Here is a 13,873-nt window from a genome sequence, read left to right as displayed (position 1 = left end):
CACTATGATGCGATTTTTATTGGTTTGTGTACTTATGTTATGTGCCATGCCAAGTACGGCTTCAATTACTGATTACGTAGTTAAACAATGGAATATCAAAGACGGCTTACCCTCACAATCCCTAAAAAGTGTAGTACAAGATAACCAAGGCTATATGTGGCTTGGCACTCAATTTGGATTAAGCCGTTTTGATGGCAATACCTTCACTAATTATAATACCCAAAATAGTTTATTTTTACCCAGCAATGGTATTAATAAATTATTGATCGATGGCGAAGGATTATTGTGGGTAGGCACTAAAAATGGTCTTGTGGTTATCGATCCTGAAAAGCTAACCGCACAAGAGTTTAATATTAAAGGCCCTGTAAGAGATATTCTTGAAGATTCTCAAGGCAGTATCTGGATAGCAGCTAATGGGCTCTATTATATAGACAGAGGCCAAATAGAACTGCGTGACCAACTAAATAACCCTAGTCCTATTGTAAACGCCACAGCTATCACCCAAATTGTGGGATCGGTCAGTAAAATGGCGCTTTCACCTGAGGGAATTTGGCTGGTTAACGACCGTAATTTATTACGTTTAACGCAAAGCTCGTCTGACTTTTCTAAATTACGCTTAGAACTAACCGCTAAAGTGGCTTTGCCCGATCGTTTAGCGCAAACCATTGTTCACGATCTATCGTTTTTAAATGGTAATTTGTACCTAGCTTCTGAGTTAGGGGCTTATTTTTTAGATTTAGATGACGAGCTACGTCCGTTTCCACTTCCCAATGCTAATAACTCAGCTGTGTATAAGTTTATGAGCGATGGTAATGGCGGCTTGTGGATATCAACCTATGGACGTTTATTATTTAGAGCTAAATCTAATGATTGGCAGTGGGTTGAACCCAGCCAATTAGATCAGAGTATTTGGTTTGCCGATATATTTAGAGATGATGAAAATAACATATGGCTAGCGAGTTTTAGTGAAGGGTTATGGCTTGCTCACGAAGGGCGAATAGAGCGCCATTCAGCCATTTCTAAAATGACCGAAGCGGTGATGGCGATTAGTAAATCACCTGATGGTAAATTATGGATTGCCAATAAAAGTGGCATTGGTTATTTTGATGCCGATAAAACCTTTATCAATGTTATCAATAGTGCCAAGTATGGAAATGCCTCGGTACATGACCTGCAATTTGATGGTGATCGCCTTTATGTTGCTACTGGCAGAGGCTTGTTTTTCTATGAGTCGAACACCTTATATAGTTTCCCTGCTCGTGCGTTGAGCGATAACCCTGTTTTTGCAATTAGCACTTCAACTAAAGGCGGCTTTTGGGTAGGCACCGGACGAGGGTTATATCGTCTAAATTATAATGGCTTAAACCCTTTTGCGTACAATGCGTTCTTAGGTAGTAAGTTTGTTACTTATGTTCTAGATAAACCAAATTTTGGCGTGATTGGTACCAGTAAAGGCGCGTATTACTTTACTGAACGCGGGATAGAAAAAATAGGTGACCAAACCACCTTAGAAAGTGCGTACGTTACTAGCATTTTACACATTAAAGGCGTAGGTATTTTAATTGGTTCGTTGAATGATGGTTTGTTTTATCGCAGTGGACAAGGGCAATGGCAGCAACTAGACGCCGCCAATGGACTGCCATATGGTTCTATATTCAGCTTAGAATACGATGACACCTCAAAGCGAATTTGGGTAAGCACCATGAAAGGGGTTTACCGTATGCCTGTTGAGCAATTTAAAGCCAACATCGAAAGCCTAAAAGTAGAAGAAGTGATCTCTTCATTTGACCGACAGCTCGATGGTAAAGCCAGCCAATGCTGTAATGGTTTAGGCCATGATGCGGTGGTTGATATGGATAACTCTATTTGGTATCCCAGTTTGCAAGGCGTTGTAGAAATTCCTAAAGACGTAGAGTTATTTGGATTACGCTCACTTAAACCAACTATAGAAACCTTAACGACGCCATCACGAAAGCTCGCAGCAGCTGCTTTAGGCGAAAAACCAGTTCTTGAGACCGATGAGCGTGATGTGACACTTACCTATACCGCGATTGATTATTACGCTCCGGCAAGTATTGAGTTTAGATATAAACTCAATGGACTTGATAATGATTGGCGCTATGCAAATACCCGCAGAGAAGCAATTTATACAAATTTACCCGCTGGTATGTTTTTATTTGAATTAGAAACTAAACGCCAAGGTGAGGATTGGGGTAAAGCGCAATCAGCCGAATATGCGTTTGTTGTTCCTGAACGATTTGGTGAAACCATCTACTTTAGATTACTGATCACCAGTGGTTTTGTGTTGCTGTTTTATTTAGTGTTTTGGGTATTTAAAGTTCAAGAGCGACGTAAGCAACAAGTACTCGAAGGGCTTATTACTGAACGAACCCTAGAGCTTCGCCAAGCGAATGATAAATTAAACCAAGTAAATTCTCAGCTTAAACTTGTTAGTCACTCTGATGAGCTAACAGGGCTGAGAAGTCGTCGTTTCTTGTTTGATCAACTACCAAAAGATATTGAGCATTTTCAGCGGAACTCGCAATCATTGCAGGCTCAAGGTAAATCTTTGGTGTTGTTAATTATTAATCTAGATAACTTTAGCCGCATTAACGATGCTTATGGTCCTATTGCTGGAGATAGTTGTTTACAACAAGTAGCGGCGTTACTTAACTCGCTTACTCAAGGTTCTGATTATGTTGCCCGTTGGAGTGGTGATGAGTTTTTACTGTTGTTGCGCGATTTTAAGTGTAATTTAATCGACAGCTATGTATCTGAATTATGCCAAGCTATTGCCGATTATACTTTCCAGCTTCCTAACGGTGAAACAACCAATATAACAGCGTCAGTGGGTTGGTCTTTCTATCCGCTACCCCTGTTAGGTGGGCAAGTTATTAGCTGGGAAACATCGATTAATTTAGCTGACATCGCGTTACATCAAGTTAAAAAACGCGGCGGCGATGGCGTCGCTAACATTACTTTTGACGAGCAACTAGACGCATTTGAGTTTGAGCAAAACCCCAATGTTGAACAGCAAATTGGTTTGTTACAAAGTAATGGCTTAGCCGATATTAAGGTATGGATGCGCTAGAGATTATAAGTGAGCAACAAAAAAGGAGCCAAAGGCTCCTTTTTTATTAAACACTATAAGTATTAGCTCATAAATGCTTTAATTGAAGTTAATATGCCTTGCTCACCTAACCCCATTTCATCGTGCATTTGCTGTTGCGTACCGTGTTTAATAAATTCATCCGGTATACCTAAGTTAAGTATTTTTACAGTCGCTTTTTGGGTAGCTAAATACTCATTAACCGCCGAACCTGCACCACCAGAAATTGCATTATCTTCAAGTGTTACAATGATATCGTGGTTAGCGACAAGTTCATCAATTAACCCGGTATCAAGTGGTTTAATAAATCGCATATTAACTAAAGTGGCATTGAGCTCATCTGAGGCTAATTGGGCGTTTTCAAGCAAGGTACCAAATGACAATATAGCTACTTTAGCACCTTGTTTAATTACGTTAGCTTTACCAATTTCGAGCTGTTGCATAGCGCTTTGAATGTCTGCTGTGCCCGCACTGCCACGCGGGTAACGCACAGCTACTGGGCAATTGGCTTGATAGCCAGTGTATAGCATTTGACGGCATTCGTTAGTATCGCTAGGTGCCATAATAACCATATTAGGAATACAGCGCATAAAGCTTAGGTCATAGGCGCCTTGGTGAGTTTCACCATCGGCTCCGACAATACCTGCGCGGTCAATAGCAAATAATACCGGTAGGTTTTGCAATGCAACGTCGTGAATTAGTTGATCATACGCACGTTGTAAAAAGCTAGAGTAGATAGCCACAACGGGTTTTAACCCTTCACAGGCAAAACCTGCAGCAAGGGTTACAGCGTGCTGCTCAGCAATTGCCACATCAAAATATTGTTCAGGGTGTTCTTTAGAAAAACGCACCATCCCCGAACCTTCTCGCATCGCAGGGGTAATTGCCATCAATTTGCTATCTTGCTCTGCCATATCACAAAGCCAATCACCAAATACATTTGAGAAAGTAGCCGCACTTGGCTTAGATTTTGGTAAACTTGAAGTTGCAGGATCAAATTTTGGTACGCCATGATAACCAATCGGATCGGCTTCTGCGGGCTTGTAACCTTTGCCTTTTTGGGTTTTTATATGTAAAAGTTGTGGGCCTTTTAAGTTACGCATGTTACGCAGCGTATCAACCAGCATGTTCACATCATGGCCATCAATTGGACCAATGTAATTTAGGCCTAATTCTTCAAAAAAAGTACCCGGGATCATCATCCCTTTAATGTGTTCTTCCATACGGCTGGCAAGTTCTTTTACCGGCGGTACACCAGAAAGAAGCTTTTTACTGCCTTCGCGGATGTTGGTATAAAAGCTACCTGATAAAATACGCGCAAAATGATTGGTTAACGCGCCGACGTTTTCAGAAATCGACATTTCGTTATCGTTCAAAATAATCAACATATCTGATTTAACATCACCTAAGTGATTCATCGCCTCAAAGGCCATACCTGCGGTAATTGCGCCATCGCCTATCACCGCCACGGTTTTACGACCTTTGCCTTCTTTTTGCGCAGCAATAGACATACCCAGCGCCGCTGAAATAGAGGTGCTTGAATGGCCAACACTAAACGTATCGTATTCACTTTCGTCTCTAAATGGAAATGGGTGCAATCCATCTTTTTGGCGAATGGTGTGCATTTGGTCACGACGTCCCGTTAGTATTTTATGTGGGTAGGCTTGATGACCTACATCCCAAACCAAACGATCGTCGGGAGTGTTGTACACATAATGTAATGCAACGGTAAGTTCTACGGTTCCTAAACCAGACGCTAAATGGCCGCTACTTTGCGATACTGAATTGAGTAAGTAATCACGCAATTCATGGCTAAATGCAGGAAGCTTATCTTGTGCTAAGTCTCGCAAGTGGGCTGGTTCGTTCACCAAATTAAGTAATGGATACTTGCTGCTATCAAGTGTCATGGTTTTTTATATATCCTTCGCTAATATTAACTTCCCTCAAAAAAGCTAAGTTTAAGAGGCGGCTTAATATTTAGTAATAATTTTGTTCTAAGATTTAATACGTTTTAGCCATGTTTAATGGTCACGTTCAATTAAATAGTTTGCCAATGCTGCTAAGCTGGTTGTGTCTGCGTCAATATTAGCTAACGCCTCATGGGCTTGTTGTATCAAATTTAGTGCTTTTTGCTTAGCACCTAGCATACCTAATAAAGCCGGGTATGTCGCTTTATTCGCAGCAATATCTGACCCTTGAGGCTTACCTAAAGTTAGTGTGTCGCCCTCAACATCTAAAATATCGTCATGAACCTGAAAGGCCAGCCCGATAGCATACCCAAAAGTAGATAAGTTATCTAAAGTGTGTTGGCTAATATTAGGGGCACAAAGTGCGCCCAAAGTAATCGCACAATTTATTAATGCGCCTGTTTTAAGTTTATGAATACGTTCTAATTCATCAACCGTAATAACTTTATCTGTTGCTGCAATATCGCGGCCTTGTCCGGCAACCATTCCTTGCAAGCCTGAAGCATGTGCTAATTCTGCAATCATTTTTAACTGAGCTTCTGTTGAGCATTTAAATGTGTGCTTAGCAATAAGCTCAAACGCTAAGGTTTGCAGTGCGTCACCTGCTAAAATAGCTTGTGCTTCACCATAGACAATATGACATGTAGGACGGCCACGACGTAAATCATCGTCATCCATAGCGGGTAAATCGTCATGCACTAATGAATAACTATGAATGCATTCTATCGCTGCTGCCAGCACATCTAAATCACGTTTTTCAGCACCGAGCATTTTGCCTGTGGTATAAACCAAAAAAGGGCGTAATCTTTTCCCGCCATTCATTAGACTATAATGTGTGGCTTCTTTTATGGTGTTGTCGCTTTCAAGAGGTTGTTCGAAATAAAGGTTGAGTGTATTGGCTACATCATCTTGAGCGAGCTTTATTTGTTCTTTTATGCTCACAATTATTCCAAATCGTTATCAAATTGAGTAAGCGGTGCTTTTTCGTCATTACCCATTAATATCGACACCTTTTGCTCGGCTTGTTGAAGTTTACCGGAAGACGCACTAGCTAATGCAATGCCGCGCTCAAATTGCTTTAAAGACTGTTCAAGCGATAAATCACCTTGTTCCATTTCACTGACAATTGTTGTTAATTCTTCTAGTGCTTGTTCGAAACTTAAATTTTCAGGTTTTTTAGTCGCCATCTTTATTTTCAACTTACATAATAAATTTAGACGCCAATTTTAGGGGGAATGCTAAACTAGGTCAAAGAATGTTATGTTTTTTTGATAGATAAATGCTGTTAATTGGGTTTTACTGCGCTTCAGCGTTATTTTTTAAATTATAAATTCTGATTAGTTAGATTGATTCCCTATGTTGATCTAAAATAGGACTAATCGTAATTTTATCGTTTATCATAAAAATCACTTAAGTATTTCAGTATCTTGCCGATATACATTTAATAACAACGCTTGCGAAGAAAAAATATAAAACCTTTGGAGGGAATGTGGATTTAGCAACCATTATTGGGATCCTTGGCGCAATTGGCTTAATTGTCATGTCCATGTTTATGAGTAGTAGCGGCGAAGTCGGTATGTTTTACAATACTCCTTCAGTGGTTATTGTATTTGGTGGCTCCCTTTTTATCGTTTTATCCAATTTTACTATGTCGCAATTTTTAGGCATTGGTAAGGTTTGTGCTAAAGCGTTTATGTTTAAAATTGAACCCCCTGAAGCGTTAATTGAAAAGGCGGTTGAGCTAGCAGATTCTGCCCGAAAAGGCGGGTTTCTAGCATTAGAAGAGGCTGAGATTCCAAATCCATTTATGCGCAAAGGCGTTGATATGCTCGTGGATGGGCATGATGCGGATGTGGTGCGTGCAACATTACAAAAAGATATTTCCCTGACGACAACTCGTCATGAAATGGGCGCAAGCTTATTTAAGTCGCTAGGTGATATTGCTCCCGCAATGGGGATGATTGGTACATTAATCGGCTTGGTGGCTATGTTATCAAATATGGATGATCCAAAAGCAATCGGCCCAGCCATGGCGGTAGCCTTGTTAACAACGTTGTATGGGGCATTTTTGGCGAATGTTGTCGCCATTCCTATTCAGGTCAAACTTGAATTGCGTAAAGATGAAGAAGCAATGAACCAGCGACTTATTTTGGATGCGGTATTAGGCATCCAAGATGGCCAAAATCCTAAAGTAATTGAAGGGATCTTGAAAAATTATTTAGCTGAGTCTAAACGCGCGGTAAACACTGAGGAATAGTTATGTCTGATGAAGAGTGTAAATGCCCACCCCCAGGGTTACCTGCATGGATGGGGACATTTGCCGATTTAATGTCGCTATTAATGTGCTTTTTTGTACTCTTACTCGCGTTTTCTGAAATGGATGTGCTTAAATTTAAGCAAATTGCAGGCTCTATGAAGTTTGCTTTTGGTGTACAAAATAAAATTGAAGTTAAAGATATTCCAAAAGGCACCTCAGTTATTGCGATGGAGTTTACTCCAGGTAAACCTGAGCCAACCCCAATTGAAACTATTCAGCAACAAACAGTTGAAATGACTCAGCAAATGCTAGAGTTTCAGGCGGGCGATGAAAGTTCAGCCGGCGGACGGCAAGAACAACGAGGCGAAAAACGAGGTGGTGAGTCTAGCAGCACCTCTGAGGAAGTTGCTTCAGCGCCTTCAGTTTCTGCTGCCGATCAAGAGCAAATAAATGACTTAGTTAAAAAAATTGCACAACAGCTTGAAAAGCAAATTATTGATGGAGCTATTGAGCTTGAGTCATTAGGTCAGCAAATCATTATTCGTATTAGAGAAAATGGTTCGTTTCCATCGGGCAGTGCGTTTTTACAACCCCAGTTTAAACCTATCATTCAGGATATTGGCCGGTTATTAAAAGATGTGCCAGGTGAAATCACTGTCTCCGGTCATACTGATGACTTTCAAGTCTCTAATGAACTTTATATTAATAACTGGGATTTATCCTCTAAACGAGCTGTTGCGGTAGCAAGTGAACTGCAAAAAGTTGCTGGTTTTGATAAGACCCGAATGATGGTCGTTGGGCGTGCAGAAACCAGACCTTTAGTGCCGAATGATTCCCGAGAAGATAGAAGACGTAACCGCCGGGTAGAAATATCAATTTTACAAGGCAAGGCGAAAGAATCAGATCCTATTGATATTAGATAGAATTTATTGGTTTTGTCCCCTTTTTTAGCATAGAATGCATTTCTCTTAACAGATGTAATTAAAAGTGGAGTGAGCATGTTAAATAAATTTTGTAGTATGCCTGGTAATGGCGATGGTACAGACGAAGATAAAAAAGTTAAGTAAGGTTTTTTAGTTTGCCTGAATGGTTTTTGTACTTCGTCAGTATATTAAGTAAAAGCTGGGTTCTTATTCTGAGCCCAGCTATTTTGTTGTTTTTTATCCTTAAGGATTATTTAGCCTTAAGGTTTGCTGCTATTACCGCTGCTTTTTTCTTATTTGGTACTATAACTTACTCAAGTTTAATGGCGTTTGATGATGGTATTTATGTATACCGTTATCTTGTATGGGCATTAACAGATATTACTTGGATGGCACTGATTGCTTATTTGGGCCTGAAAGATAAAGTGCATTTGTGGCAATGTGTACTTGGCCAACTTGTGGTTATTGCTGCCCCTATTCTGCAATTATTTCGTTTAGTAGATCGCCATCTTTGGGATTTATCGTATAGTACTGTTATGTATCAAACGTTTATGCCCTTAATAAATATCGCTACTGTTGTTATATGTTATCTACCGCTTTTATATATTTTTGTTAATAAGCGAAATAAAGCTTTAAGCTTATAACGACAAAAATACCCCTCGTTTTAAAATGATATGCTAGACTACTGTTTATATGAACAGTGTTAGAGCTTGGTTATGAAACTTTATATTGCTGAAAAACCCTCTTTGGGTCGCGCTATTGCAGACGCACTTCCTAAACCGCATAAAAAGCATGATGGCTATATTGAAGTGGCAAATGGTGATTGCGTATCTTGGTGCATAGGTCATTTGCTCGAGCAAGCAGAACCCGATGACTATGATGAGCGTTTTAAAAAGTGGCAGTTTGAACATTTACCTATTGTGCCTGAGCATTGGCAACTTAAAGCAAAGCCTAAAACTCGTAAACAACTCACTATTTTAAAAAAGCTAATCAAACAAGCAACAACACTTGTACATGCTGGCGATCCTGACCGTGAAGGCCAGTTATTAGTTGATGAAGTTATAGAACAAGCAAAAATCAGCCAAGCAAAAAAACAAAATATTCAGCGTTTATTGATCAGTGACTTAAACTTAACGGCAGTTAAAAAGTCACTAAATAGTATGCGTGCTAACCGTGACTTTATTCCTTTGAGCGTTTCTGCTCTGGCGCGGTCTCGTGCTGATTGGTTGTTTGGCATGAACTTGACGCGTGCATACACATTAGCGGGGCAAAAAGCGGGATTTGGTAATGTATTGTCGGTTGGGCGAGTGCAAACACCCATTTTGGGCCTAGTAGTTAATCGCGATAACGAGATAGCAAATTTTGTATCAAAACCATTTTATGAAGTACTTGCTCACCTTGATACACCTAAGGAGCAATCATTTACTGCTAAGTGGATACCAAGTAAAGCGTGCGAACCTTATCAAGATGAAGAGGGCAGAGTGCTTAACAAAGCTTTAGCTGAAAATGTAACTTCACGTATCGCTAGTCAACCAGCAAGCGTAACTGCTCTTGAGCAAAAGCAAAAAAAACAAACCGCGCCGCTTCCCTATAATTTGTCTGCTTTACAAATAGATGCCGCTAAAGCGTTCGGAATGCCAGCGCAAAAAGTGCTCGATACTTGCCAGGTTTTATATGAACGTCATAAGTTAATTACTTACCCACGCTCAGATAATCGTTATTTACCAAAAGATCATCACCAAGATGCAGCTGCGATACTAAAAGCGATTGCAGTAAATGGAGGCCAAAAAGCAGAATTTGTTAATGGAGCAGATGCAAAAAAACGAAGTAAATGTTTTAACGATTCAAAAGTAGCAGCTCACCACGCGATTGTACCAACAGCTAAACAGTTAAAAACTGTGAGTTTAGCAAGTGATGAAGAAAAAATTTATCAGTTAATAAGTCGACACTATTTAATTCAGTTTTATCCCGATTACATTTATAACGAAACCAAGGTAGAGGTAACTATAGCGGGTGGTTTATTCAAAGCTAATGCAAAACAAGATGTAAGCTTGGGTTTTAAATTGCTTATGGGTAAGTCAGAACTTAAAGAAGAAGCAACATTGCCTTATTTGGAAAAAGGCATGGTACTTACCTGTACTAAAGGTGAGGTGGTGCAAAAGCATACAACTCCTCCTGCTCATTTTACCGATGCAACCTTACTTGCTGCTATGACGGGAATTAGCCGTTATGTAAAAGACTCGCAAATCAAAAAAATATTAAAAGAAACAGATGGCCTTGGTACTGAAGCCACTCGCGCAGGTATCATTGAACTATTATTTAAACGTCGCTTTTTAAAACGTGAAGGAAAAGCAATTAAAGCAACTGAAACAGGTCTGGCACTAATTAGTGTATTACCTGAGGGGTTATCAAGCCCCGATTTAACTGCAAAATGGGAGTCGAGTTTAGGAGATATCGCTCAGCAAGCAATGAGTTATCAGCAATTTATACAGCCTTTGCTAGCTGATTTAACTAATTTTGTAAGCCAAGCAACTAACTGCGATAGTAATGTATTTGCACATTTGCCAAAAACATCGCCTAAGAAGCGTTTTGCTAAACGTACAAAGAAAGCGCCGTATAAAAAGTCGAGTTACAAAAAAAGCCCTGCGGTAAATTAAACTCAGGGCTTAAAAATAACCTTGAAGATTATTGATTGAATAATGCCGCAGCGGCATTGCTCATTGCAGTTATTCCTGTTGGAAGCGCTACTTTATAATCGGGAGCAAATTTACTTGAATGTAATGAAGGGAGTGTTTCGTTATTTTTCATCGCATTTGTATATTGCTGTTGGTTAACTCCGCCTAACCAAAATAAAGTAATGGGGATGTTTTCATCTGTTCTACCATATAGTCCAAAGTCTTCACCAGCCATAACAGCTTTAGTTGCAAGTACATTTTTTACACCAATTGCATCAGCAATGGCACTCCTAACTATATTTGTTTGCTCCGGATTATTGTAAGTAGATGGAATCGATTCACTTTCATGAACATACACTTCTGGGTAGAGCGCTTCTTCTAAGCCAGCACTTTGTGCAATACCTGCAGTAATACGTTTAATCGCAGCAATTTGCGCGTTTCTAACTTCCGGGTTATAGCTACGCAGAGTAAGTTGTAGCTTTACTTCATCAGAAATTACATTGTGTTTTGAGCCGCCATGGATAGATCCAACAGTGATCACTGATGGTTCAAGAGGAGATAACTCCCGACTCGTAATTGTTTGTAATGCTAAAATGGTGCGAGCAGCAATAATAACAGGGTCAACAGTCGTATGTGGATAGGCTCCATGGCCTCCTTTACCTTTTATGGAAATATCAACTGAGTCGACGCTTGCCATAGTGTACTCATTTTTCAGAGCAACTTTTCCTGCCGGTACACTGGCACTAACATGTAAAGCAATAATATGATCAGGTTTTGCGTATTTACTAAATAACCCTTCACTTAGCATTGCTTTTGCACCACCCCCAACTTCTTCAGCCGGTTGCGCAACCATCATTAAAGTACCTTGCCACGACTGTTTATTTTTAATTAGTTGTTGCGCGGTGCCTATAAATGAACTCATATGAATATCATGACCACAACCATGCATAACACCGACTTTGCTACCTTGTTTATTTATTGTGGTAACAGTTGATGCGTATGCTTTTCCAGTTTGTTCTGTTATTGGTAAAGCATCAGTATCAGTTCGAATCATAACGGTAGGGCCTTGGCCATTTCTATATATACCTACAACGCCATAACCGCCAACGCTATTGGTTACATCAAACCCAAGCTTTTGAAGCTGCGAAGCCATTTTTTTACCTGTTTGCTGCTCATGATAAGACAGTTCAGGTGACTGGTGTAAATCTAGATAAAGCTTTTCTATTGCTGGCATACTTTTATCGAGATCCAGCTTGAGTGTTTGCGCACTTAATAATGGGCTAACTAATAAACACAGTGCACTCGCATAGGCTAATTTCATATTTCCCTCATTTATATAGTATGTGTGTCTTAAATGATTTAGACACATGTCTTGTAATTATTATCTTCATCACCATATAAAAACCTAAATAGATGAACATGGCAATAATTCAATGAGCAATATAGTTAGTCTTAACGCACAAAACCTTCAGCAAGTATTAGGTGAGACATCACAACAAAAGTTAGTTTTACTTAACTTTTTTTCGCCACAAAGCCCAGAGTGCATTAGCCAGGCAGCTATTTTAGATAAGCTAGCCGCTGAATATAGTAATTATATAGTTGTTGCAAACTTAGATTGTGATGCAGAGCAAGCCTTAGCCTCTCAACTTGCCCAGCAAGTAGGTTTACAAACCTTGCCTACTTTAGTGTTATTAAAAGACTCAGCTCCAGTTGATGTATTAGCGGGTGCACAAACAGAAAGCCAAGTACGTGATGCCCTATCTAAACACTTACCTGCGCAACAAGACCTATTATTAGAGCAAGCTAAACAAGCACTGGTTAATAGTGATTTAAATGCCGCGTTTAATTATGCTAAGCAAGCGTATGAATTAGATAATAGTAATGCGAGAATTAAATTAGTGCTTGCAGATATATGTATACAGATTCACAAACTCGATGAAGCCGCAGCATTAATAGAAACAATAGACGCACAAGATCAAGATGCATACTTTAATAACATTAAAGCTAAATGTGAGGCTGCACTAGAGGCAACCGATTCACCTGAAATAAAAGCATTGCAAGAAAGGGTAGCCAAGCATCCTAATGAGCTTGAATTACAAATGGAGCTAAGTAACCTACTCAATGAAGCAGGAAGGAAAGAAGAAGCATTAGAAGCACTCTTTACTATTCTTAAGAAAGATCTGAATTTTGATGAGGCTAAGCCAAACTTCTTGGCTGTTATTGCGTCTTTACCAGATGGCGATGCGCTAGCTGCTAAATATCGTCGCAAGCTTTATAGCATTTTGTATTAACGATTAAGATAAACTCTCTATAAGAAGCACCTATGTTAAGGTGCTTTTTTGTTTCTGCGTTAGGATAGTAGGGTAAAAGCAAGGTTATCCACAGGGTTTTGTGGGTATCTTGTGTGTCTGGGTGGGGTATCTTTGGGGTAAAAATTAAATGCAAAAAAGCGTTTAAAAACGCTTGCGTTAAAATCGATTCGCCCTATAATGCGACCCCACTGAGACGGCAGAGCGCAACGCATAGCGAGGCACGAGCTACTCAGTGAGTCGAGTAAAACTTAGTTTTGAAAACTTTCAAGTTTAACAAAATTAAGTGTTGACAAAAAAATAGGAAAGCGTAATATGCGCAGCCCTAGCGAGATAAAGTTTAACACTTTAATCGCAACGTTCTTTAACAATATAAAGCAATCATCTGTGTGGGCACTCGTACAGATTGAGTTCTAACAGCCAAGCTACTTAGGTAGTGAGGCAAACAAATTTAGAGTCTCAATTGAAACTGAGTGACCAACAGAATAATTACTTAGGTAGTTATTCAGCACAGTCAATTCAATATCGAAAGATATTAAATAAATTCAGAATTCATTGAGCTGTCGAAAGACATAAAACTTTTTAATTGAAGAGTTTGATCATGGCTCAGATTGAACGCTGGCGGCAGGCCTA

At 39.6% G+C, this 13,873-nt stretch carries 10 protein-coding genes; 6 read left to right on the top strand and 4 right to left on the bottom strand.

The window, feature by feature from the left end:
- Positions 1-4 precede the first annotated feature (4 nt).
- Positions 5-3,091 carry a ligand-binding sensor domain-containing diguanylate cyclase gene (locus DK924_RS11795; protein ID WP_109875272.1) on the top strand — a complete coding sequence of 1,029 codons (3,087 nt, stop codon included), beginning with the start codon at positions 5-7 and terminating at the stop codon, positions 3,089-3,091.
- A 62-nt stretch (positions 3,092-3,153) separates the two neighbouring features.
- Here the strand turns inward: DK924_RS11795 and dxs are convergent, their stop codons facing one another.
- The 3 genes from dxs to xseB all read right to left on the bottom strand — a co-directional run bounded on the left by dxs (position 3,154) and on the right by xseB (position 6,263).
- Positions 3,154-5,016 (bottom strand): 1-deoxy-D-xylulose-5-phosphate synthase, encoded by a 1,863-nt coding sequence (gene dxs / locus DK924_RS11790; RefSeq protein ID WP_109875271.1) that lies wholly within the window; start codon positions 5,014-5,016, stop codon positions 3,154-3,156.
- A gap of 114 nt (positions 5,017-5,130) precedes the next feature.
- Complete coding sequence (ispA, locus tag DK924_RS11785; protein ID WP_008110206.1) at positions 5,131-6,018, bottom strand: (2E,6E)-farnesyl diphosphate synthase; 888 nt, start codon at positions 6,016-6,018, stop codon at positions 5,131-5,133.
- A gap of 2 nt (positions 6,019-6,020) precedes the next feature.
- Positions 6,021-6,263: an exodeoxyribonuclease VII small subunit gene (gene xseB / locus DK924_RS11780; protein ID WP_010390946.1), complete on the bottom strand. Its 243-nt coding sequence runs from the start codon at positions 6,261-6,263 to the stop codon at positions 6,021-6,023.
- Between the two features lie 302 nt (positions 6,264-6,565).
- Here xseB and pomA point away from each other — a divergent pair, with 302 nt between their 5' ends.
- From pomA to DK924_RS11760, 4 genes are all read left to right on the top strand, one after another.
- The gene (pomA, locus tag DK924_RS11775; RefSeq protein ID WP_010390948.1) at positions 6,566-7,333 is read left to right on the top strand and encodes a flagellar motor protein PomA; all 768 of its coding nucleotides are present in this window, start codon (positions 6,566-6,568) and stop codon (positions 7,331-7,333) included.
- Between the two features lie 2 nt (positions 7,334-7,335).
- Positions 7,336-8,256 carry a flagellar motor protein MotB gene (locus tag DK924_RS11770; protein WP_010390949.1) on the top strand — a complete coding sequence of 307 codons (921 nt, stop codon included), beginning with the start codon at positions 7,336-7,338 and terminating at the stop codon, positions 8,254-8,256.
- Positions 8,257-8,411: 155 nt separating this feature from the next.
- Positions 8,412-8,900, top strand: coding sequence for a hypothetical protein (locus DK924_RS11765; protein ID WP_075170367.1), 489 nt, complete (start codon positions 8,412-8,414; stop codon positions 8,898-8,900).
- 72 nt (positions 8,901-8,972) lie between these two features.
- Complete coding sequence (locus DK924_RS11760) at positions 8,973-10,913, top strand: DNA topoisomerase III (protein ID WP_109875270.1); 1,941 nt, start codon at positions 8,973-8,975, stop codon at positions 10,911-10,913.
- Positions 10,914-10,941: 28 nt separating this feature from the next.
- Here DK924_RS11760 and DK924_RS11755 read toward each other — a convergent pair whose 3' ends face one another.
- Positions 10,942-12,252 carry a M20 family metallopeptidase gene (locus DK924_RS11755; RefSeq protein WP_109875269.1) on the bottom strand — a complete coding sequence of 437 codons (1,311 nt, stop codon included), beginning with the start codon at positions 12,250-12,252 and terminating at the stop codon, positions 10,942-10,944.
- A 112-nt stretch (positions 12,253-12,364) separates the two neighbouring features.
- On the opposite strand from DK924_RS11755, the gene DK924_RS11750 reads away from it, so the two are divergent.
- Positions 12,365-13,222 carry a tetratricopeptide repeat protein gene (locus DK924_RS11750; RefSeq protein ID WP_109875268.1) on the top strand — a complete coding sequence of 286 codons (858 nt, stop codon included), beginning with the start codon at positions 12,365-12,367 and terminating at the stop codon, positions 13,220-13,222.
- Positions 13,223-13,873 lie beyond the last annotated feature (651 nt).

This window comes from Pseudoalteromonas sp. meg-B1, assembly GCF_003173795.1.
GTDB lineage: Bacteria > Pseudomonadota > Gammaproteobacteria > Enterobacterales > Alteromonadaceae > Pseudoalteromonas > Pseudoalteromonas undina.
Note: the sequence above shows the minus strand (reverse complement) of the source record. Positions and strands in the feature narration are given on the sequence as shown.